Below are 20,231 nucleotides of genomic sequence, written 5' to 3'. Positions count from 1 at the left end.
CCCGGCATTGTTCTTGACGTGACGTTTTGAAACATCAGGAGTCTCCCTATGGGAATCCAGACCGCAGTGCGCGTGGCCGCACTGTTACTGGCCGTGTGCGCGTATGCCAGTGCGTCGGCCGATACTTCTTCCTCGCCCTCGCAATGGGCGCAATGGGTGCAGCGGCAAGTGAGTCAGCTGCCCGCCAGCCGAGCGATTACTGCTGAGCAGGAACGGTTGCTGGCGCAAAGCCGGGCTTTATCGCAGCCGCTTTATAACCCCTCATTGAATATCGACTACGAAGACAGCCTCGATATCACCCAGACCGTGGGCCTCAGCCAGACCCTGGACTGGTCGGGCAAGGCCCGCGCCAGCCGCGATGCCGTGGCGGTGCGTGATCAACTGGCGCAGCTGCGTGGCGACAAGGCCCGCGCCCGCCTGTTGGCGGACAGCCTCAACGCGCTGGTGGCCCATGCCGCTGCCCGCGAGCAACTGGCGGCGGCCCGTGAGCAGGCGCAGCAGCTCAGTGACCTCACCGACCTGATTCGCCGCCGCGAACAAGCCGGGGATGTGGGCCAGGTGGACGCACAGCTGGCCTACCTGTCGCTGGGCCAGGCCCAGCAGGCGCTGGCCGATGCAGAAAGCGCCGCCACCCGTGCAGCCACGGCGCTACGCCAGCAGCTGGCCAGCCAGCAACCGGCGGTAGCCTTGCCGGCGGCCGATCGCTGGCAGGCGTCGGCGCTCACCGATACCGCTTCACAGCGGCTGCCCGCCAACTTCGATCTGCAACTGGCGGAGCAGCAGCTGGCGTTGGCCGAGCGCGGCGTGTCGGTGGCGGATAAACAGCGCAACACCGACCCGACCCTGGGCCTGCGGGTGGGTCAGGAAGATGGCGAAAATCTGTGGGGGGTGGATTTCAGCCTGCCGCTGAAATTCTTCAATACCGGTAAACCCGATTATCAGGCGGCCCTGGCAGACAGTGAGGCGCGCCGCGCACTGCTGGAGAAAACCCGCAACGATATTCAGGCCAGCCTTGATGGTGCGTTGAGCGATTACCAGCAGCGCCGCCAGCGATGGGAAACCTGGCAACAGCTCACCGGCGATAGCCTGGCCGGCGGCGCTGCATTACTCCAGCGCGTCTGGCAGCAGGGCGAGCTGACCACCCAGAACTATCTGCAAGCCTTGAACCAGCGGCTCGATACCCGGCTGGCCGGTATCGCCCTGCGCGATGCCATGCAGAAAGCCTGGGTGCAGTGGCTCTATGAAAGCGCCCAACTTAACGACTGGCTGAACCAGTTGGCCAACGAATAACGGCTCTGCAGGAACCGAGCTTGCGAGGTAACAGCCGCAGGCTGGCCCGAAGGGTGAGCGAAGCGAATACCACCTCTCGAAACGAGAAATTAAGCGAAAAATTACTGTAGGAGTGCCACTTGAGGCGCGAATGGTTTCTGCAACACGCGGTGCCAACTTCTTCGCGCCCTGAACGGCGCTCCTACAAAAAATGGAAAATTTTTTATGAAAACGAAAATGACATTTCAAAAAACGCCACTGGCCATTGCGCTGCTGGCCACCCTGTCTTTTCCCGTCTGGGCAGAAGACGAAAACGATCATGACCATGAAGCTGCGCCAGCGAAGAGCGAATCCCATGGGCAAGAATCCCATGATGATCATGACGCACACGATGCCCATGAAGACGAAGAAAAAACCGCGCACAATCATGAAGCCGAACACGGCGAACACGACGATGAAGAAACCACACTGGAGCTGACGGGTGAGCAGCAAAAAATGCTCGACCTGCAAGTCATTACCCTGCAGCCCGACGCCAACGCCAGCCTGACTCTTACCGTGCCTGCGGAGATCACCAGTAACCAGTACCGCACCTGGGTAGTGCCGGTCCGTATCGATTCCCAGGTGCAATCACGCAGTGCCACGCTGGGTCAGCACATGGAAAAAGGGGATGCCATCGCCACCTTGTTCAGCCCGGCCATGGCGCAACTGCAAAGCGAACTGCAAGTGGCGGCAGATGGCTGGCGGCGGGTCCGCAATCTGGGCCGCCGAGCGGTGGGCAACCAGCGCTACCTGGACGCCCAGAGCCAGTATCAGTCACTGCGTGCCCGCGCCAAGGGTTACGGTCTGAGTGATGACGCCATTACCGATATTGAAGCCGGGAAAAGCGAGAAAGGCATTTATACCCTCACCGCGCCCGACGAAGGCCTGGTGCTGGAAGATGCCTTTCAGCAAGGCCAATGGCTTACCGCCGGCAGTGCCCTGGTGACGCTGGTGGATGAATCCGAATTGTGGGCAGAAGCGGCACTGCCACCGAGCCCCGGCCTACAGATCGCCACCGGTACCCCGGCGCAGGTGATCGTGGGCGAAACCTCGGTGAATGGCCAAGTGATTCAATCCGGTCATCGCCTCAACCCGATCACCCGCACCTTGTCCGTGCGCGTAGCGGTCCCCAATGCTGGCCACCTGCTGCACCCGGGCATGTTTGCCGATGTGGCGCTCTCTTTAGCGGCTCCCGAGAACGCACTCACTGTGCCGGAAGAGGCGCTCACCCGCAGTGCCGATGGCGACTGGCAGTTGTTTGTGGAAGAAGAGCCGGGCCACTACAAACCCGTGGAAATCGAACTCAATGGCCAACTGGAAAACCGCCGCATTGTCACTGGCATCGAACCGGGCACTCGCGTGGTCACTCGCGGTGCCTTTTTCCTGGCCAGCGAAATGGCCAAGTCAGGCTTCGACGTCCACAACCACTGAGGAACACCGTCATGTTTAATCGACTTGTCGATTGGGCGGTGAATAACCGCCTCATTGTCTTGCTGTTGCTGGTCATCACCATCGGCATCATCGGTTGGCAATTGCCCAGCCTGAAACTGGATGCCTTCCCGGACGTAACCAACGTCCAGGTGCAGGTGAATACCGAAGCCGAAGGCCTCGCTGCCGAAGAAGTGGAGCAGTTGATTACCTATCCCATCGAGGCGGTGATGTACGCGCTGCCCCAGGTGGCCGAGGTGCGTTCCATCTCCAAGACCGGCCTGTCCATCGTCACCGTGGTGTTCGACGAAGGCACCGATATCTACTTCGCCCGCCAGTTGGTGTTCGAACGGTTGCAGGCGGCGCGGGAAGATATTCCCGACGGCGTCGGCACCCCGGAAATGGGACCCAACACCTCCGGCCTGGGTCAGGTCTATCAATACCTGCTTACCGCCGAGCCGGGCTCCGGCGTGGATGCCATGCAACTGCGCAGTCTTAACGACTGGGTGGTGAAACTGCTGCTCATGCCCGTGGGCGGCGTCACCGATGTGCTCAGCTACGGCGGTGAAGTGCGCCAGTATCAGGTCAACGTGAACCCCACCCGCTTGCTGGCCTACGACCTGAGCCTGCAACAGGTTATGGATGCCATTGCCGCCAACAACCGCAACGCAGGTGGCTGGTATCTGGATCGCGGCGCCGAGCAACTGGTGATTCGCGGCATGGGCTGGGTCGGCAGTGGCGAGCAAGGGCTCGGCGACATTGCCGCCATTCCCCTCAAGGAAGTGGACGGCACCCAGGTGCGCGTCAGCGATGTGGCGAAAGTCGAGTTCGGCGGCGAGATTCGCCAGGGCGCGCTCACCATGACCCGCCGCGATGCCAACGGTGAACCGGAAGCGTTGGGCGAAGTGGTGGCCGGCATCGTGCTCAAACGCATGGGCGCCAACACCAAGGCCACCATTGATGGCATCAAGGAACGCGAAGCGCGCATCCAGCAGGCCCTGCCCGACGGCGTGGAATTCCAGGTTTTCTACGATCAGGCGGATCTGGTGGAAAAAGCCGTCAGCACTGTGGTCACCGCCTTGCTGCTGGCCTTCGTGTTTATCGTCATCGTGCTGGCCCTGTTCCTGATGAACCTGCGCGCCACCGCGCTGGTGCTGTTGTCCATTCCGCTTTCCATTGGTCTGGCCTTGCTGGTGATGGCAAGCCTGGGCATGTCCGCCAACCTGATGTCACTGGGCGGCCTGGCCGTGGCCATCGGCATGCTGGTGGATGGCTCCGTGGTGATGGTGGAAAACATTTTCAAACACCTGAGCCGCAAAGAGGGCAGTCACGATTCACAGGGCGGCATCGCCCTGAGGGTAAAAGACGCCGCCCAGGAAGTGGCGCGCCCGGTGTTCTTCGCCGCCAGCATTATCCTGGTGGTGTTCCTGCCCCTGTTCGCCTTCGAAGGGGTAGAAGCCAAGATGTTCGTTCCCATGGCCATCAGCATTATGCTAGCCATGACCGCCGCCGTACTGGTGGCGTTGATCGTGGTGCCGGCACTGGCGGGCTTTCTGTTCCGTCACGGCGTGGAAGAAAAGCCCAACAAACTGATGCAGTGGCTGGAGGCCCACTATCGGAAGCTTCTGGCCAACGCCATGCAGGCCCGCAAGGTGGTCATCGGCGGCGCGGTAGGTCTGTTCGCTTTGGCGCTGGCCACCACGCCCTTTATCGGCACGGAATTCGTGCCGGTACTGGAAGAAGGCACCCTGGCCCTGCGCGTGACCCTGGCACCGTCCTCCAGTCTCGACACCGCTCTGGATGTGGGTCAGAAACTGGAAAAGGAAATCATGGCCTTCCCGGAAGTCACCTACGCGCTCAGTCGGGTAGGGCGCGCCGAAATCGGCGGCGACCCGGAACCTGTCAGCAACGTGGAAATCTATATCGGCCTCAAGCCGGTGGATGAATGGGAAAGCGCCAGCAACCGCCTTGAGCTACAGGAAAAAATTCAGCAGAAACTGGAAAAGCATCCCGGCCTGCTGCTTAACTTTTCCCAGCCCATCGCCATGCGCGTGGACGAACTGCTCTCTGGTGTAAAGGCCCAGCTCGCCATCAAACTGTTCGGCCCTGATCTCAATGTGCTGCAGGAAAAAGGCGAAGCCATCACCCAGGCAGTAAGAGAAGTGAACGGCGCCACCGACGTGCAACTGGAACAGATCGCCGGTGAAGCCCAGCTTGTCGTCACCCCGGATCGCAACGCCCTCAGTCGCTACGGCCTGAGCGTGGATCAGGTCATGGACCTGGTCAGCAACGGCCTGGGCGGCGGCAGCGCCGGTCAGGTGATCAACGGCAACGAACGCTACGACATCTACGTGCGCCTGGAACAAAACGCCCGCAAGGACGCCGAAGCCATCCGCAACCTTCGCCTCAAAGCCGCCGACGGCGCCTGGGTGCGACTCATGGATGTGGCAGACGTATCCCTGGTCTCCGGCCCGCCCCAGATCAGCCGCGACGACGTGCAACGCCGCGTGGTCATCCAGGCCAACGTGGCCGGGCGCGACATGGGCTCCGTAGTCGCCGATATCCAGCAGGCCATCGACAGCGAAGTCGACCTGCCCGCCGGCTACAGCGTGGACATCGGCGGCCAATACGAAAACCAGCAGCGCGCCCAACAACGCCTGGCCATGGTGGTACCCGTGGCTGTCGGTCTTATCGCCCTGTTGCTCTACTTCGCCTTTGGCTCCGTGGCCCAGGCAGCCCTCATCCTGGTGAACGTCCCCCTGGCGCTAATTGGCGGCATCCTTGCCCTGGCTCTCAGCGGCCAGTACCTGTCCGTGCCCAGCTCCGTGGGCTTTATCACCCTGTTCGGCGTGGCGGTGCTCAATGGGGTGGTAATGGTGGAAGCCATCAATCATCGGCTGCGTGATGGGGAGGCGCTGGAGACGGCGATCTTCGAAGGGGCGGTGTCTCGCCTGCGCCCGGTGCTGATGACTGCGCTCACTTCCATGCTGGGTCTGATTCCCATGTTACTGGCCACGGGGGTGGGCAGTGAGGTGCAAAGGCCGCTGGCAGTGGTAATTGTCGGGGGGCTAGTGTCGGCGACGGGGTTAACGTTGCTGGTACTGCCAAGTCTTTATGCGTTTTTCTCGAGCAAAAAAGCTGTCGAGTTACAACGATAATCTAATCTTCCCCCGGCGGTTATCAGCCGGGGGGTTGAGGAGGAAAAAATGCTTTACTCTACATTGTGCAATCAAGGTGACTGGGCTTTTCGATGGCGTAGTATCGCTCCGGCGGTGCTTATGATTCCCGCGGTAATAGTTGCCTTAATAGATGTGCAATATTTTTTGGATAGTCACACCTATGATCAGTGGTGGGACTTGTTCGCGATATCGTTTGTGGTGGCGGGCCTTGGGATTCGTGTCTGGACTACTGGACATACCCCGCGAAGAACCTCTGGTCGTAATACCAAAGGTCAGGTGGCGGATTCACTAAACACTCGCGGTATTTATTCTATTGTTCGTAATCCTCTCTACCTGGGGAATTTTGTCGGAGGCTTGGGGGTGATTCTATTGCTCCACTCCTTATGGCTAACCCTTTACTATGTGCTGGCGTTCGCGCTTTACTTCGAACGTGTAATTCTTGTTGAGGAGAGATTTCTGTTGAGAAAATTTGGTGATTCATATCGCCAATGGGCAGAAAAAACGCCGGCTTTCTTCCCTTTAATATTACGAAAGTACCAGCCTGATGAATTGCCTTTTTGTTGGAGAACGGTGTTACGTCGTGAATATATAACTGTAGCCATGACAGTGTTGCTGCTGTTTGTTATGGAGGTCGGCGAAGATACAATGATCCAGGGGGAAATTATTCTGGATAGTCGCTGGCTAATAATTGCGGCAATCAATGGAGGGATGTTCTTGTTCTTCCGGGTGGTTAGCAAGCGAACACGTTGGCTTTCCAAGGTTGGCAGGTAATATACCGAAAGGAAAAATCGTTAGGGAAGGAGAAGATAATCGTGGACGTGAAATAGAGGGAAATAGGGGACACCCATAAATTGGAAGATCTCCTACGCTGAAAATGCACGATGTCTGATATTGGTCTGTTTGTATGGTCAGTATCTTTGGGGTCATGGATAAGCAAGGAGGCGCTCCATGACTCGTGCTCGCTATGCCCAGGTTTCTCTGGACTCCACTCCCTACTATCACTGTATCTGCCGTTGTGTGCGGCGAGCCTTCCTGTGTGGTCAGGACCACTATTCCGGCCAGGATTACGAACATCGCCGGCAATGGGTGGTGGATCGCCTTGCGGTGCTGGGTGAGATGTTTGCCATTGATCTCTGTGCCTATGCGGTAATGTCCAATCACTATCACGTTGTTGTTCGGCTCAATCAGAAGAAGGCGCAGGCCTGGTCAGATACTGAAGTCGCTGAGCGATGGATGCGGTTATTCAGTGGGCCACTGATTGTGAAGCGCTGGCTGAGCGGGCAGTCAGAGGGTGGTGAGGCATTGAAAGCGCTTGAGATCGTCGGCCAATGGCGTGAGCGGCTTTATGATCTTGGCTGGTTCATGAAATGCCTGAATGAATACCTCGCCCGGCGAGCGAACGAGGAGGATTGCTGTAAGGGACGCTTCTGGGAAGGCCGTTACAAGTGTCAGGCGCTACTGGATGAAAAGGCCGTATTGCAGTGTATGGCTTATGTGGATCTCAATCCTGTTCGGGCAGATATGGCCAGTACTCCTGAAGCTTCGGATTATACCTCGGTTCAACAACGAGCCAGCGAGATCAAGGGTCGCCAGACAACGAAGAAAATGCCTCACCTACTCCCGATGGTGGATAGTGAGACAGTGGAAGTTGAACACGATGATACGGTTTGCCGCTTTCGGCTGATGGACTATCTGGAGCTCGTGGACAGTACGGGAAGGGCGGTGCGTGCAGGTAAACGTGGCGCAATCTCGGAGCGGGCCGCAGGGATTCTGGATCGGCTTGGTATTGATGAAAGGGCATGGTTGCTGCATATGCAGCCGCACAAGCAGAGACTGCCTGTCGCGGTCGGCAGCCTGGAAAGACTGAAAGCCTATGCGGCCTCGACAGGTCGTAAATGGGTGTCGGGACAAAGCCTGACCGCATGCTGATTGATCAAGCTCTCTTTTGATTAAATTTATGCGTGTCCCGGATTAGCCATTAGCAACCTGGCGGACGCAAAGGTCAGCGCCAAAAAAATTGAAGATAAAGAGCTCAAGGCAGAAATCGACCAATTGCTGGAAAGCTTGCAGGGTCGTTAGGAACTGAATAATAAGCTGTCAGTATCAATGCGATGCCTGTCCTGGATGGAATAAAAAACGCCGTGCTTATGCGCGGCGTTTTTTTGTGCTGTCGCCGGTGTTGGCCACGGTGCCCGCGCGCACCTTGCTGGAAACGTAATTGGCGGGTGGCTCTTCGTAAAGGCTCTGGTAACTGAAATTAACGATGGATTCTGACGTTTTCGGTAACAGGTAATACATGGCCAGTGCGCCTTTGCCGAACACGCCCAGCTTGCGCTTGTCCTGGGTGATGATCATGTCCAGCATCCAGTTCACGGCGGTTTCCGGTGACATGACGGGCATGTATTGGTAAATCTTGGTGGGGGCAATCATGGGGGTGCGCACCAGCGGATAATTCAGTGAGGAAAAGCGCACCTTGGTGTGGGCGTACTCATTGGCGGCCACCCAGGTCCAGCCTTCCAGTGCCCACTTGGACGCCAGGTAGGCAGAGAAGCGCGCCGGGTTAGCCTGCACGCCCACGGTGGACACGTTGATGATGTGGCCTTCGTTGCGCGCTTCCATGCCCGGCAGCAAGTTCGTGGCCAGCCGGATGGAGGCCAGATAGTTCAGCTGCATGGTCCGTTCGTAATCGTGGAAGCGGCCCACGGTGAACTTGATGGAACGGCGAATGGAGCGTCCGGCATTGTTGATCAGCACGTCCACCCGGCCATGATCCTGCAGGGCCTGTTCGCAAAGGCGATCGCACTCTTCCATTTTGGACAGGTCGCCGGGGTACACGGACGCCTGGCCGCCCCGTTGATGGATGGCGTGGGCAATCGCTTCCAGTTTCTCCTGATTGCGGGCCACCAGCAGCACAGTGGCGCCGGCATCGGCAAGCTTGTCTGCCACCAGGGCGCCGATGCCCGAGCTGGCGCCGGTGAGCAGAATCACTTTGCCGTTGACCCGCTGTTGCAATGCTTTGCCCGGCGCCACGGCACGCTTGAGATGCCAGGCCCAGTGATCCCGGAGCCTGTTTACGTAAGGCAGGACTTTGGGGGTTCTGAATTTCACGGCATTGGACATGATGGGCTCTCGAGTGGATCCATGGAATGAGCGAATGCATCCAGTGTAACCTGAGCATATACTCGGAAATACTCGGGTTTCTCCGTTGGCAAGGAGTGGCGTTGTATGGGGCAGGTTCGCTGGAAAGTCTCTGATTTTACTGTCAAAAAAGAGCCCAGGCAGGCCCGTTCGAAAGCCTCGGTTCAGGCGATGGTGCAGGCATGTGCTCGGATTTTGGAGACCCGGGGATACGCCGGGCTTAGCACCAATGCCATTGCGGAAGTGGCGGGTGTCAGCATCGGGTCGGTGTATGAGTACTTTCCCGGCAAGGATGCCATTGTGGCGCGGTTAGTGCAGGACATGGTGGCAGAGGCCAGGGCCATGCTGGAAGGTCGGCTGGCGCTGACAGACAGTCGCAATGATTTAAACAGCGCCATGCAATATTTTCTGGGCGCCATTTACCGGCTAATGCGCAAGCATCGAGCGTTATTGCGGGTGTTGGTTTTCCAGGTGCCTTACTTGCACCAGTTGCCGGCCACCCGGCAGTTGGAAATCGAATTACAGCAGGTCTTGATGGCAGGGCTGGATTATACGCGGGAGCAATATTCCCTGAATGCCCAGCAGCACACCTTGTACCTGATGACCACTTCCGTTGCCGGCACGCTGATGCACCTGGTGCTGGTGGCCCCGCCAGCCATGGACCCGGAAGGCATACTGGATGCGCTGGCAGAAAAAATGACAGCCTGGCTGATTGAGGGTTGAGGTTTTTATTGCCCAGTCTGTACACACTAATGATAAGTGATTGAGTGAAACCGGGAGCCCGATGAAAACAGTTTTAATACTGGTAGACGTGCAGAACGTGTACTACACAACACGGCAGGCGTTTAACCGCCGATTCGATTACAACAAGTTCTGGTCCACCGTGACGTCAGAGGGGCTGGTAGTGAAAGCCATCGCGTACGCCATCGACCGGGGCGATAAAAAGCAGCGTGAATTCCAAAACATCCTGCGCGCGATTGGTTTTGAGGTGAAACTGAAACCGTTTATTCAACGGTCCGATGGTTCTGCCAAAGGCGACTGGGATGTGGGTATCGCCATTGATGCGCTGGAATATGCTGCGGAGGTGGACAGCGTGGTGCTGGTGTCTGGTGATGGTGATTTCGATTTGCTGGTGGATAAGCTGCGCGTGGACAAGGGCAAGCACGTGGATGTCTATGGCGTCGCGCCACTGACCGCAGATTCATTGGCTCGCGCTGCCAGCCGGTTTATTCCGATAGAGGGCGAGCTTTTATTGTAAGGGCGTTCCTTTCTATCGGTGGCGGTGTAATGGTCGGTAGTGGTGTCTTCGCGCAATTTGCTACCCTGTGCCGCTAACCTGCCAGGAGCCCCCAATGTCAGAAGCCGCCCTTGAAGCCTTGTCCGATATGATCACCGAAGCGCATACGCGCATCCAGCAAGCTTACGAGCATATTAATCCGGTGGTCGGTGTGCGCCGCGGCATGCGCGATGTGGGCATTCCTGCCGATGCCATGACCATCGATTGCCTGCAGACCCGCGGGCGGATTCTGCTGATATTGCACGATGAGCAGCCCGGTGTGCTGCTTTACCAATTCGGGACCATGGACGCGGATGCAGGCGATGATTTCCAACCGGTGAACTTGTCCGAGGTGAGCGCGGATACGCTATTTACGTGGATGAAGGATTACTTTTCCGCCTGAATCAGCAGGTAAATACCGGGATTATTCGCCCAGCGTCAAAAAGGGCACCAGTGTCACCAATATCAATATTGTGACGGCGATCAGCACGCCCAGCGCGCGCCCGGGTTGATCGCGCAAGCGGCCAGCCAGCGTTGGCGCGGTGCCATCGCGCCGGGCTTCCTCAAACCGTTCCCTTTCCCGCCGGGTGCGTTGTTCCTGATAGCCTTCCATCAGTACCTTGGCGCGCTCGCGGTCCTGCGGGTTGGTGAGCCAGATGCCCCCGGAAGAAATCCCCCACAGGCTCGGCGTGGTTTCGTAGAACGGGATCTGCTGCTCATTCAACAGGGTGCGCACTTCCTCGGCTTCGTCGTCCGGAACCTGGCGTAAATTCAGCAGTAGTGTGGTCATGGCGTATCACCGGTTGGTCGGGCGTGGTCGTTCCTGTTTGTCTCGCTGGCCATTATCGCATTTTCCTGCGCGCTTTTTTGCCTGCTATTTTCAGAGGCTCCCTAGTAGATGATGACGTGAGTGATCCAGCCTCCGATATACAGGCCCACCCCGAACGGAAAGAAGGGATACGCATCAGTGAGAGAATGGGCTGTACAGCCTATGATTTTCAGGTGTTCTTCCCTTGTTCCGGTTTTTCAAGATCGTCCAGCCCTTCCAGAAACCTCAGCTGCTGGCGGATCACGCCGCTGAATGCCGGCTCGAAATAGGGTTCGAAGTGGTTGGCATCAATGCTGGCGATAGTCAAGTTGCTGTTGTTCACCTCGCGGATGGCTCTTTCCACAAAGGGGGCGACGGAATCCTGATTAGCGCCCAGCAGCAGGGTGGGGATGCGGATGTCCTTGAGGCGCTTGAAAGGGCGGTAGGGGCCCATGGTCATCATGGAACGGGCTGCCACGCGGTTGTCGTAGCGACGGCCGATGCTGGTTTCGGCCAGCTGCAGTGCCTTGCCGGCATCGTCCCGGTCCATGGAGGAAAACGCCCCGGGTTCGCTGACCACGGGCAGGTAGATCGGCTGGCCCGGCTTGAGCAGGTCGGCCATGGCGTAGAGTCCAAAGCTCAGCAGTCGTGGCAAGGGGACGGCGCGCACCGCGGCCATGCCATCGAGCATGGGAACCTGGGCAATAGCCCCGGCCAGTTCCGGGTGTTCGGCTGCCAGCTCCACCACGTGGCCGCCACCAAACGACGAGCCCCACAGCACGATGCGACGGGGATCGATGCCCGGCTGGCTTTTCAGGAAGGCCAGGGCGGCATCCCCATCGGCTACCCGCTGGCGGGCAGAAATCACATGTCGCGGCAGGCCGGCACTATCGCCCCAGCCGCGATAATCAAAGGTCATGACCACATAGCCCGCACGGGTGAATTCCTCGTAATAGGACACTGTTAACGCATCCTGAATCCCGCCCCAGCCGTGTAGCATAAGGATAGCTGGCCGTGTTTCTGCCGTCGCCTTCGCTGGCCGGTGCAGGGTGGCTGCACACCAGGTTCCGCCGGAGTAAAAACCGGTTCGCTGGCTGTTACAGGTCAGGTCCTGGGGGCTGTGTCGCAGGGTATCCAAGGTCGGGCTCCGGTCATCTTGTATGCCATTCAAGAGCAAAGACTAGCATTCTTGAATATCATACAAGATGACCGGACAGACTGTGGGAGAGGGCCCCTTGGCCAAGAACAAGCGCGATATCGATCTGAAGGTAAAGCAGGACGAGCTGGAGAGCACAGCAGCCCGGCTGTTCCTGTCGCTGGGCTATGACGGCACGTCCATGAACCGTATTGCCCGGGAACTGGGGGTCGCCCCGAATACCTTGTATTGGTACTACGCCAGCAAGGACGAACTGTTAGTGGCGGTACTCAACCGGCAGATGTCACAGGCCCTGGTCCGCCTGCCGGCCATCGTGGACAAATCCCTGAAGGAGAAGATGGCCTGGGCGTTGCGGGAATTCGAGCAGAGCCGCGAACTGGTCACCACGGTGCATGCCCGTCTGGAGCAGTCCACAGTGCTCAGGGAATGGCATGACCAGTTCCACCGCTTTGTGGAGGCGGCAGTGATCCATACCCTGCAAGCGGACGGCGTGACCCAAGAGCGCGCGACCATGCTGGCCACAGTGGGCACCTTTCTGGTGGAGGGGTTGCTGGCCCACCCTCACAGTAAGCGCCAGCACGAGGCCATCCTGCAGTGGTTTGCTGACAGCGCCTTGCCGGCTTAGGCGTGGCCCGACGGACGCCGGACGGTTGATGCTTTTATGCAAAACGCTGACAAGCCAGGCCTCGATACTCTCTTCGTAAACAGGTTGCTGGATTGCCCTCTGCACACCCCTCATGAGACATGGCGAGATAGCTGTCTTTCGGCGCGGTATTGTTCTTGGCTTGGATCGCCTCTCACTCGAGGCATCTCCTCCGAGATCATTCACATCAGTTATCTTCCTCAAGGGTTGTCACTGGATTAGAGAAGCCTGGTTCAGGAAAATGGTGCGTGTCCCCGATGGGACGTTGCCCCGGCGGAAATAAGGTACGGCGAGGAGAGTGCTGTGTCAGTGTGATTGTGCGGAAGCTTGGGCATACTTCTGTAAGAAAAATATAAAAACGGGGACGCGGCACTATGAAAAAGCTGGGAGGATTGAGCATGGGTGAGCGGGATGAGGATGATCGCAAAGCCGGGCATGTGCAGTTTTCCAGTCACCGGGGTGGCCCGCGCCATCGGGTGCGTTACGTGGAGAGTTCAGCGCCGCCCGCCGGCGAATGCCGGTTGTGTGTGGGCTCTCTGGTTGATGGCAGCGCAAACTCGGGAGCGGATACCCAGGAAGCGAAGCCGGCGGAGCAGGAGTCTGTCGACGAGACCCCGCCCGAAAAAGACTGAGTGCTCCTACCAGGGGATGTCTCCGCCATCCCAGGCGATAAAGCGCCCATGGTCATTCTCGTCTGCACTATCGATCAGCGCGGCCAGCTGTCGTGCCGATCGTTGTGGGGAAAACAGTTTGTGTGCCGGCACATTGCGCTGGAAGGGTTCTGACAGGCGAGTATCGGTGGTGCCGGGGTGCAGGGCCATGACACACAGGTTCGGATAGCGGCGCCGGGTTTCAATGGCCAGGGTACGCAGTAGCTGGTTCTGGGCTGCCTTGCTGGCGCGGTAGCTGTACCAGCCGCCCAGATGATTGTCGGCAATGCTGCCCACCCGTGCAGACAGGCTGGCAAACACGGTTTGGCGATCCCGTGGCATAACGGGGATCAGGTGCCGGGCAAGAAGCACGGGCACAAAAGCATTGAGGGCAAAGCTTTGCTGTAGGCCGTGGAGGGTGACATCCTCCAGCCGCTTCTCCGGGCTGAGTGCGGCACCGCTGTCGTGAAGCCAGCCGGCACTGTTGATGATCTGCTCCGGGGCCAGGCCGAGTTGCCGGATTTGCCGGGCCAGGGTGTCCAATTGGGTTTCGTCGGTCAGGTCCGTATCAATGCAGTGTAGTGGCATCCCCTGTTTTTGCAGATGCAGCAGGGCTGGGCAGGACGAAGCTCGCCGGGATACGGCAATCACGGGTGAGTCAGCGTTTAGCCAGTGCCGAGTCAGGGCCAGCCCGATGCCGGAGCTGGCGCCGGTAATCAGGCGGATCGGAGACGAAATGGTGGGCGTTGTCATGGGACCAGTATGTACAGGCTGGTATAACGGACCGTGAAGACGATTTATGGCATCACGAAATGCTCGATTCCCCGGTTGAGAAAATGCAGGAGCATGCGGTAGCTGTCCAGATCAAAGCAGACGTCATGCCGGGGGTGCAGATCTTCCTCGCCGGGGGCATGGTTAAGCGTCGCCAGATGGCACCACTGATGTACCAGATGGTAGTTGTCTTCCGTTGCCCCGCATTCGCGAATCACTAGCGTGCCGTTATAGGGCCAGGCCTGGATTTGGTGTTCATGTAACGCCTGCTTGAGTCGACGGTTGTGGCTGGCAGGGCTTTCCTTGCCGCAGCAGGCTCCCTGGCAGCGGCCCAATTGAAACGAAAAGCACGGCCCGCTGCCGCTTTCCAGTCCGCAGACCTTTGGGCAAAGGCGATATTGTTTGATCCAGCGTTCCAGGGCCAGGCGGGCCTGTCGGGGGCTGCGGTAAAGGCCATAGCTATCTTGGTTCCACAGTGATTCCCCGGCCGGACGATGCAGTACCGGTGCCAGAAAAGCCGTGTCAGAGGCGTTCAGTATCCAGGTGTGCAGCTGTTTATAGCGCCGCTGGCGACGGTTGAAGATTGGCTGGCGCTGTTTGATTTCCCGGTTTTCCAGCAGCAGGGCGCCCAGTTCACCAGCGGTAAGTGTGTAATCAATATGATTCGTCAGTTGGCACATTCGGCGTGCCCGCGACGATCGCTGACATGATTGAAAGTGGCTCTTCACTCGCTGACGGATATTGATGCTCTTGCCAATGTAGAGGAGTTCCCCCTCAACACCGTAGAAACGATAGATGCCCGGATGCGTGGGCAGGTCGTTGACCCAGTGAGGCGTTGTCATGGCAGGTGGAGTGATCATGCCGGGGTTTTACCGGTTCATGAGTCAGCCCGGTGTGAAGGGCTCCGGTGGCGTGTTTATTATCGGCGAGGGTAGACTTGTCACACCGCCTGGCAACGCGCCTGCGGCAGCAATGAAAACATTCACGACAAGCGAGCATTCTTATGGATGAAATGGAGCAGGCCGAAGACGAATTTGCGCAGAAGGCAATGATTGAAGCGGTGGAAAACCAGATTGCGGATGGTCACCCCCGTGAGGCGGGCATGGTAATGATGGCGTTGACCAAAAATGGCCTGGACCATGATGCCGCGCTGGAAAAAATGGCGGATGTGCTTGCCGTGCACGTGGCGGCGACCCTGGAAAACCAGACGCCTTTTGATATCAATGCTTACGCGCGAGATCTGCTGCAACTGGCCAAGGGGTAATGTTTCTTGCCAGTCACATCGGACTGGTATTAATGCGTGGGCTATTACGACCAGAGTCGAGTGCAAGTGGGTGGTCAATTCCTCTATAGTCGGAGTTGCTATTGACCTGCCAGGAGTCGCCCCCATGCCCTTCCAGCCTTACACGGATATCGGTCAGCAAATAACCCGTATTGATACGGCGATGATCCGCGAAGGGTTGGCGGCCTGTTATTTGCTTCAGGCTGGAGAGGAATACGCCATTATTGAGACCGGCACCCATCACACGGTGCCGATTATTCTTTCCCTGTTGGCGCAGCGAGGTATTGAGCGGCATCAGGTGAAATTTGTGATTCCCACCCATGTCCATCCGGACCATGCCGGGGGTGTGGGTGGGTTAATGCAGGCATTGCCAGCGGCCACCTTGCTGATCCACCCCCGTGGTGCCCGGCACATGATTGATCCCTCCAAGCTCAAGGCGGGCGCGACGGCGGTATACGGTGAAGAGGCCTTCTCGAAAGTCTACGGCGATATTATTCCTGTGGACGCGCGGCGTGTGCGAGAAATGCATGAGGGCGACCATGTGTTGGTGGGCGATCGGCGCCTGGATTTTTACGATACTCCGGGCCATGCCCGCCACCATTTCTGTGTGTATGACTCGCTCTCCGCCGGCATCTTTACGGGTGATACCTTTGGGTTGTCTTATCCTCCATTGATGACCGAAAAAGGCCCTTTTATTTTACCCACGACGACCCCGGTACAGTTTGATCCTGAGGCGCTGAAAGCATCGATTCGCAAGCTGCTGGCTCTGAACCCCGAACGCATGTTTCTGACTCACTATGGGACCCTGGACGCTCCCCGGGAGCCTGGCGAACGCTTGCTGGCCATGGTGGATGATTACGTGGCGCTGGCGGAAAAAGCCGCTCCCGGTGATGAGGCTACGTTGTTGCCGCGATTGGAATCTGCCATGCAGGACTATCTGTTTGCCAAGGCTCGCGACCATGGTGTGGCCCTGTCGGAGGATGAGCTGCAGGATGCGCTCGGGTTTGATATCAACCTGAACAGTCAGGGGCTGCAGGTATGGCTTAAGCAGCAAAAAGGGTAAGCCCCGGCGAACCAGCCCCGGCCAGTTGCGTCCAAGGGTTTTTCCAGTGAGAGCAACGATGACTGTCATGCGATGCAGTGCGTTATGCGGGTTGATGTTATTTAGCGTCGCCCAGGCGGAACCGGTAACCCCGTTGCCGCAGTTGCAGGCCTATACCGTGCCGGAGGCCTGGCTGCAGCCCATGGCGCCATTACAGATTGCCGATAACGTCTGGCAGATCGGGACCGATGAGCTTACCTCGCTGCTGCTGAAAACCCGCGAAGGCGCCATCCTCATTGATGGCGGCATGCCCCAGAGTGCCGATCACCTGCTGGCCAACATGAAGGCCGTAGGTGTGTCGCCGCAGACCCTGAAGTGGATTCTGGTCAGCCATGGTCACGGCGACCATGCCGGTTCGCTGGCGGCGATCAAACAGGCCACCGGTGCCCGGCTGGTGGCCAACGCGGAAACCGCCATGCTGATGGCGGACGGTGGCGCCAACGATATTCATTTTGGTGACGACATTCTTTATCCGCCAGTGCGGGTGGACCGACAGATTCAGGACGGCGAACAGGTCACTCTGGGCAACCTCACACTCACCGCCCATTTCATTCCGGGCCATACTCCCGGCAGCATGGCCTGGACCTGGCAGGGTACGCGAGACGGAGAGAAAGTGGATATCGCCTACGTGGACAGCCTGACAGCGCCGGGTTATCAGCTGGTGGATAATCCGCGTTATCCCCATATCGTGGAGGACTTCACCGCTACCTTCAAAACCGTGAAGGGATTGCCTTGCGACCTGTTGTTGACGCCACATCCCGGTGCCAGTGGTTGGGACTACACCGATGCCACTCAGTCGACACGGATCGATTGTGTGGACTATGCGAAAAAAGCGGAACAAACGCTGCGTGAGCAACGCAAGGCCCAGCAAGCGGATTGATCCATTAAGCTGAAGGAATCAATCGGCTGATTGACCTTGTTTACACCGGGGTGGCTGGCCATAGTGACTGCATTCACTCTCTTCTGGAGCCAATATGTCTGACGATACCTACACGATGTCTGACGATACCTACACGCCACCCCGGGTCTGGAAATGGGACAAGGAAAGCGGTGGCAAGTTTGCCAATATCAACCGCCCGATCGCCGGGCCCACCCATGACAAGGCGCTGCAAGTGGGCAAGCACCCCTTGCAGCTGTATTCCCTGGCCACCCCCAACGGGGTAAAGGTCACGGTGATGCTCGAAGAGCTGCTTGAGAAAGGCCACAAGGATGCGCAATACGATGCCTGGCTAATCAATATCCAGGATGGCGACCAGTTTGGCAGCGGTTTTGTGGACGTGAACCCCAACTCCAAGATTCCCGCACTGATGGACCATAGCGTGAACCCGCCCCAGCGGGTGTTCGAGTCCGGCAGCATTCTGCTGTATCTGGCGGAAAAGTTTGGTGAGTTTTTGCCCCGGGATCCAGCGGCCCGTACCGAAACGCTTAACTGGTTATTCTGGCAGATGGGCAGTGCGCCGCTGCTGGGCGGTGGCTTTGGCCACTTTTACGCTTACGCCCCGGAAAAGTACCAATACCCCATCGATCGCTACACCATGGAAATCAAGCGACAGCTGGATGTTCTGGATCGCAGGCTGGCGGATAATGTGTTTCTGGCGGGGGATGAGTACACCATCGCGGATATGGCGGTGTGGCCCTGGTACGGCGCCCTGGTTACCAACAAGGTGTATGAAGCGGCGGAGTTTATCGAAGCCCATACCTATACCAATGTATTGCGCTGGACTAACCAGATTGCCGAACGTCCGGCAGTAAAGCGTGGCCGCATGGTAAACCGGGCCTGGGGTGATCCGGCCAGCCAGCTGTGGGAGCGTCATGATGCCAGTGACTTCGAGTTGAAGACACAGGACAAGCTGCAAGGCTGAGGGCGAGGGTGTTCCTTGAGCGCGGCATGTCGGATTACGCCGCTACGCGCGGCTAACAGGACCGACAAGCACACCACTGGCTCCGTAGGTCGCATTAGCCTGAAAGGCGTAATCCGCAAAATGCCAAGATGCTGTTTCTTTCAGGTGCCGCAAAAGGTCTGAAACACTTGCTCGCCGGGTGCGGCTGTTTGCCGATAAGGATCGTCACTGTCCCGGTCCGCATAAGGGGTGCCCAGCGTCTCTAACAAGGCTCGGGTTGGCGCCAGGTCGTTATCGTTGCTGGCGGCATTCAAGGCCTGTTCCACCAGATGATTACGCGGTATCACCGCCGGGTTGTGGTTGCGCATCAGGCACAGCGATGACGCCAGGGGTTTGCTGTTGCGGGCCAGTCTTGCCCGCCACTGTTGGTGCCATTGCTGGAAGCTTTCATCCTGGTATTGCTCCCCGTCAGGCAGGCCGTCGTTGATCAGGTCACGGAACGTATTGGTGTAGTCCGCGTGCCGGGTCTGCATCCAGGTGAGTAAATCGGCAATCAATTTGCCGTCATCTGCTTCGCTTGCGAACAATCCCAGTTTTTTGCTCATCATGGCGTGCCACTTTTCTTCGTAACGCTGGCTGAATGACTTCAGCGACGCGGTGGCTTTTTCGATGGCGGTGTCCACGTTGTCGTCTATCAGGCCGAGCAGGGTTTCGGCAAAGCGCCCCAGGTTCCACTGGGTAATGGTTGGCTGGTTACCAAAGGCATAGCGCCCCTGATGATCGATGGAGCTGAAGACCGTGTTCGGGTCGAAGTTGTCCATAAAGGCGCAAGGGCCAAAATCGATGCTCTCGCCAGAGAGGGTGACGTTATCGGTGTTGAGCACGCCGTGAATAAAGCCCACTCGCATCCAGTGAACCACCAGGTCTATCTGTCTATCCATCACGGCGTCGAACAGGGCCAGGGCCTTGTTTTGTGCACCGTCCAATTCCGGGTAGTGGCGGGCGATGGTGTAATCCACCAGCTGTTCCAGCAGCGCGGGGTTCTGCTGTCCGGCGGCATATTGGAAGGTGCCTACACGGATATGTGAGGCCGCTACACGGGTCAGAATGGCGCCGGGTTGTGGTGTTTCGCGCCGCACCGGGTCGCCGGTTGCGGTGACGGCGAGACTGCGGGTGGTGGGAATATTCAGCGCGTGTAACGCTTCACTGATGATGTACTCGCGCAACATGGGGCCAAGGGCCGCACGCCCGTCGCCACCCCGGGAAAAGGGTGTGCGCCCGGCGCCTTTGAGCTGGATGTCATGGCGCTGTTCATTGCGGCCAAGGTGTTCCCCCAACAGCACGGCACGGCCATCGCCGAGCATGGTTAGGTTGCCAAACTGGTGGCCGGCATAGGCCTGGGCAATGGGCTCGCTGCCCGCCAGTAATGCATTGCCACTGAAAAATTCAGGGTGTGTCGACAGTGCCTTGTTATCCAGCCCCAGCTCCCGGGCCAGATCATCGTTGAACAAGACAAAGCTCGGTGTGCTGACCGGTTGCGGGGTGCAATCTGAAAACAGGGCCTCCGGCAGGCGACGGTAGGTGTTGTCGAAACGGAAGCCGAACGCGCTTGGCATGCAATATCCTGAATGGTGGCAGTGACTGTGGCC

The 20,231-nt window shown here is 58.2% G+C and carries 20 protein-coding genes; 14 read left to right on the top strand and 6 right to left on the bottom strand.

Annotation, left to right across the window (positions count from 1 at the left end; all coding sequences use genetic code 11):
- Nucleotides 1-48 precede the first annotated feature (48 nt).
- The 5 genes from COA55_RS04590 (at nucleotide 49) to COA55_RS04570 (ending at nucleotide 7,844) form a co-directional block, all read left to right on the top strand.
- The gene (locus COA55_RS04590) at nucleotides 49-1,290 is read left to right on the top strand and encodes a TolC family protein (protein ID WP_290500818.1); all 1,242 of its coding nucleotides are present in this window, start codon (nucleotides 49-51) and stop codon (nucleotides 1,288-1,290) included.
- A gap of 216 nt (nucleotides 1,291-1,506) precedes the next feature.
- Nucleotides 1,507-2,739, top strand: a complete 1,233-nt coding sequence (locus COA55_RS04585; protein ID WP_290500817.1) for an efflux RND transporter periplasmic adaptor subunit — start codon at nucleotides 1,507-1,509, stop codon at nucleotides 2,737-2,739.
- An 11-nt stretch (nucleotides 2,740-2,750) separates the two neighbouring features.
- Nucleotides 2,751-5,894, top strand: coding sequence for a CusA/CzcA family heavy metal efflux RND transporter (locus tag COA55_RS04580; RefSeq protein ID WP_290500816.1), 3,144 nt, complete (start codon nucleotides 2,751-2,753; stop codon nucleotides 5,892-5,894).
- Between the two features lie 48 nt (nucleotides 5,895-5,942).
- Nucleotides 5,943-6,686: an isoprenylcysteine carboxylmethyltransferase family protein gene (locus tag COA55_RS04575; protein WP_290500815.1), complete on the top strand. Its 744-nt coding sequence runs from the start codon at nucleotides 5,943-5,945 to the stop codon at nucleotides 6,684-6,686.
- A gap of 177 nt (nucleotides 6,687-6,863) precedes the next feature.
- Nucleotides 6,864-7,844 (top strand): transposase, encoded by a 981-nt coding sequence (locus tag COA55_RS04570; protein ID WP_290500814.1) that lies wholly within the window; start codon nucleotides 6,864-6,866, stop codon nucleotides 7,842-7,844.
- Nucleotides 7,845-8,060: 216 nt separating this feature from the next.
- Here the strand turns inward: COA55_RS04570 and COA55_RS04565 are convergent, their stop codons facing one another.
- Nucleotides 8,061-9,035 carry an SDR family NAD(P)-dependent oxidoreductase gene (locus COA55_RS04565; protein ID WP_063538505.1) on the bottom strand — a complete coding sequence of 325 codons (975 nt, stop codon included), beginning with the start codon at nucleotides 9,033-9,035 and terminating at the stop codon, nucleotides 8,061-8,063.
- Nucleotides 9,036-9,140: 105 nt separating this feature from the next.
- Here COA55_RS04565 and COA55_RS04560 point away from each other — a divergent pair, with 105 nt between their 5' ends.
- The 3 genes from COA55_RS04560 (at nucleotide 9,141) to COA55_RS04550 (ending at nucleotide 10,732) form a co-directional block, all read left to right on the top strand.
- Nucleotides 9,141-9,776 (top strand): TetR/AcrR family transcriptional regulator, encoded by a 636-nt coding sequence (locus COA55_RS04560; protein WP_063521696.1) that lies wholly within the window; start codon nucleotides 9,141-9,143, stop codon nucleotides 9,774-9,776.
- Nucleotides 9,777-9,837: 61 nt separating this feature from the next.
- Complete coding sequence (locus tag COA55_RS04555; protein ID WP_290500813.1) at nucleotides 9,838-10,311, top strand: NYN domain-containing protein; 474 nt, start codon at nucleotides 9,838-9,840, stop codon at nucleotides 10,309-10,311.
- Nucleotides 10,312-10,405: 94 nt separating this feature from the next.
- Nucleotides 10,406-10,732 (top strand): hypothetical protein, encoded by a 327-nt coding sequence (locus COA55_RS04550; protein ID WP_290500812.1) that lies wholly within the window; start codon nucleotides 10,406-10,408, stop codon nucleotides 10,730-10,732.
- Between the two features lie 21 nt (nucleotides 10,733-10,753).
- On the opposite strand, the gene COA55_RS04545 is transcribed toward COA55_RS04550, so the two are convergent.
- Nucleotides 10,754-11,119: a DUF6164 family protein gene (locus tag COA55_RS04545; RefSeq protein WP_290500811.1), complete on the bottom strand. Its 366-nt coding sequence runs from the start codon at nucleotides 11,117-11,119 to the stop codon at nucleotides 10,754-10,756.
- 208 nt (nucleotides 11,120-11,327) lie between these two features.
- On the bottom strand, nucleotides 11,328-12,275 hold the full coding sequence (locus COA55_RS04540) for an alpha/beta fold hydrolase (protein ID WP_290500810.1): 948 nt from the start codon (nucleotides 12,273-12,275) through the stop codon (nucleotides 11,328-11,330).
- A gap of 97 nt (nucleotides 12,276-12,372) precedes the next feature.
- Here COA55_RS04540 and COA55_RS04535 point away from each other — a divergent pair, with 97 nt between their 5' ends.
- Entirely contained in the window at nucleotides 12,373-12,918 is a 546-nt protein-coding gene (locus COA55_RS04535; protein ID WP_290500809.1) for a TetR/AcrR family transcriptional regulator, read from the top strand.
- Between the two features lie 392 nt (nucleotides 12,919-13,310).
- The gene (locus COA55_RS04530; RefSeq protein ID WP_290500808.1) at nucleotides 13,311-13,568 is read left to right on the top strand and encodes a hypothetical protein; all 258 of its coding nucleotides are present in this window, start codon (nucleotides 13,311-13,313) and stop codon (nucleotides 13,566-13,568) included.
- Nucleotides 13,569-13,574: 6 nt separating this feature from the next.
- Here COA55_RS04530 and COA55_RS04525 read toward each other — a convergent pair whose 3' ends face one another.
- Together COA55_RS04525 and COA55_RS04520 are read right to left on the bottom strand one after the other, a co-directional pair.
- Nucleotides 13,575-14,339: an SDR family NAD(P)-dependent oxidoreductase gene (locus COA55_RS04525; protein ID WP_290500807.1), complete on the bottom strand. Its 765-nt coding sequence runs from the start codon at nucleotides 14,337-14,339 to the stop codon at nucleotides 13,575-13,577.
- Between the two features lie 44 nt (nucleotides 14,340-14,383).
- Nucleotides 14,384-15,217, bottom strand: a complete 834-nt coding sequence (locus COA55_RS04520) for a GIY-YIG nuclease family protein (RefSeq protein WP_290500806.1) — start codon at nucleotides 15,215-15,217, stop codon at nucleotides 14,384-14,386.
- A gap of 143 nt (nucleotides 15,218-15,360) precedes the next feature.
- On the opposite strand from COA55_RS04520, the gene COA55_RS04515 reads away from it, so the two are divergent.
- From COA55_RS04515 to yghU, 4 genes are all read left to right on the top strand, one after another.
- A complete protein-coding gene (locus COA55_RS04515) occupies nucleotides 15,361-15,621 on the top strand; it encodes a hypothetical protein (RefSeq protein ID WP_290500805.1) in 261 nt (86 codons plus the stop codon).
- A gap of 124 nt (nucleotides 15,622-15,745) precedes the next feature.
- Nucleotides 15,746-16,702, top strand: a complete 957-nt coding sequence (locus COA55_RS04510) for an MBL fold metallo-hydrolase (protein ID WP_290500804.1) — start codon at nucleotides 15,746-15,748, stop codon at nucleotides 16,700-16,702.
- Between the two features lie 58 nt (nucleotides 16,703-16,760).
- Nucleotides 16,761-17,621, top strand: a complete 861-nt coding sequence (gene bla, locus COA55_RS04505; RefSeq protein WP_290500803.1) for a subclass B3 metallo-beta-lactamase — start codon at nucleotides 16,761-16,763, stop codon at nucleotides 17,619-17,621.
- Nucleotides 17,622-17,736: 115 nt separating this feature from the next.
- Entirely contained in the window at nucleotides 17,737-18,603 is an 867-nt protein-coding gene (gene yghU / locus COA55_RS04500; protein WP_290500854.1) for a glutathione-dependent disulfide-bond oxidoreductase, read from the top strand.
- Between the two features lie 140 nt (nucleotides 18,604-18,743).
- Here the strand turns inward: yghU and COA55_RS04495 are convergent, their stop codons facing one another.
- A complete protein-coding gene (locus COA55_RS04495) occupies nucleotides 18,744-20,198 on the bottom strand; it encodes a protein adenylyltransferase SelO (RefSeq protein WP_290500802.1) in 1,455 nt (484 codons plus the stop codon).
- Nucleotides 20,199-20,231: the final 33 nt, after the last annotated feature.

Origin of the sequence: Alcanivorax sp., assembly GCF_002733835.1 — a bacterium.
Classification (GTDB): domain Bacteria; phylum Pseudomonadota; class Gammaproteobacteria; order Pseudomonadales; family Alcanivoracaceae; genus Alcanivorax.
This window is presented reverse-complemented; position numbering and strand designations above follow the sequence as displayed.

Excerpts from the sequence above, each read along its gene's own strand:
- COA55_RS04590 (WP_290500818.1), top strand. The coding sequence starts at position 49 with ATGGGAATCCAGACCGCAGTGCGCGTGGCCGCACTGTTACTGGCCGTG.
- COA55_RS04585 (WP_290500817.1), top strand. The coding sequence starts at position 1,507 with ATGACATTTCAAAAAACGCCACTGGCCATTGCGCTGCTGGCCACCCTG.
- COA55_RS04580 (WP_290500816.1), top strand. The coding sequence starts at position 2,751 with ATGTTTAATCGACTTGTCGATTGGGCGGTGAATAACCGCCTCATTGTC.
- COA55_RS04575 (WP_290500815.1), top strand. The coding sequence starts at position 5,943 with ATGCTTTACTCTACATTGTGCAATCAAGGTGACTGGGCTTTTCGATGG.
- COA55_RS04570 (WP_290500814.1), top strand. The coding sequence starts at position 6,864 with ATGACTCGTGCTCGCTATGCCCAGGTTTCTCTGGACTCCACTCCCTAC.
- COA55_RS04565 (WP_063538505.1), bottom strand. The coding sequence starts at position 9,035 with ATGTCCAATGCCGTGAAATTCAGAACCCCCAAAGTCCTGCCTTACGTA.
- COA55_RS04560 (WP_063521696.1), top strand. The coding sequence starts at position 9,141 with ATGGGGCAGGTTCGCTGGAAAGTCTCTGATTTTACTGTCAAAAAAGAG.
- COA55_RS04555 (WP_290500813.1), top strand. The coding sequence starts at position 9,838 with ATGAAAACAGTTTTAATACTGGTAGACGTGCAGAACGTGTACTACACA.
- COA55_RS04550 (WP_290500812.1), top strand. The coding sequence starts at position 10,406 with ATGTCAGAAGCCGCCCTTGAAGCCTTGTCCGATATGATCACCGAAGCG.
- COA55_RS04545 (WP_290500811.1), bottom strand. The coding sequence starts at position 11,119 with ATGACCACACTACTGCTGAATTTACGCCAGGTTCCGGACGACGAAGCC.
- COA55_RS04530 (WP_290500808.1), top strand. The coding sequence starts at position 13,311 with ATGAAAAAGCTGGGAGGATTGAGCATGGGTGAGCGGGATGAGGATGAT.
- COA55_RS04525 (WP_290500807.1), bottom strand. The coding sequence starts at position 14,339 with ATGACAACGCCCACCATTTCGTCTCCGATCCGCCTGATTACCGGCGCC.
- COA55_RS04520 (WP_290500806.1), bottom strand. The coding sequence starts at position 15,217 with ATGATCACTCCACCTGCCATGACAACGCCTCACTGGGTCAACGACCTG.
- COA55_RS04515 (WP_290500805.1), top strand. The coding sequence starts at position 15,361 with ATGGATGAAATGGAGCAGGCCGAAGACGAATTTGCGCAGAAGGCAATG.
- COA55_RS04510 (WP_290500804.1), top strand. The coding sequence starts at position 15,746 with ATGCCCTTCCAGCCTTACACGGATATCGGTCAGCAAATAACCCGTATT.
- bla (WP_290500803.1), top strand. The coding sequence starts at position 16,761 with ATGACTGTCATGCGATGCAGTGCGTTATGCGGGTTGATGTTATTTAGC.
- yghU (WP_290500854.1), top strand. The coding sequence starts at position 17,737 with ATGTCTGACGATACCTACACGCCACCCCGGGTCTGGAAATGGGACAAG.
- COA55_RS04495 (WP_290500802.1), bottom strand. The coding sequence starts at position 20,198 with ATGCCAAGCGCGTTCGGCTTCCGTTTCGACAACACCTACCGTCGCCTG.